Genomic DNA, 219 nt, shown 5'->3' with positions numbered 1-219 from the left:
TCCGTGCTCGTGGACCCGACGCACGACTTCGGCAAGAACACCTGGCACTCGCTGCACCTGCTGCGCCGAACCGGCGCCCTGGCGGGGCTCGGCTTCCCGCTCCTGATGGCCCTGTCCCGCAAGGACTTCGTGGGGGAGACGCTCGACCTGCCGCCAGAGGAGCGTCTGGAGGGCACGCTCGCCGCGACGGCGGTCGCCGCGTGGCTCGGCGCGCGGGTC

1 protein-coding gene is annotated in these 219 nt (G+C 73.5%); it reads left to right on the top strand.

What is annotated here, in order from left to right:
• Positions 1-219, top strand: a 219-nt coding sequence (locus PROKR_RS36450) for a dihydropteroate synthase (RefSeq protein ID WP_036970254.1), incomplete at both ends; no start/stop codon positions are given.

It is taken from the genome of Promicromonospora kroppenstedtii DSM 19349, from assembly GCF_000515355.1.
Classification (GTDB): domain Bacteria; phylum Actinomycetota; class Actinomycetes; order Actinomycetales; family Cellulomonadaceae; genus Promicromonospora; species Promicromonospora kroppenstedtii.
The sequence above is the reverse complement of the archived record's forward strand: the minus strand, read 5'-3'. Positions and strand labels throughout refer to the sequence as shown.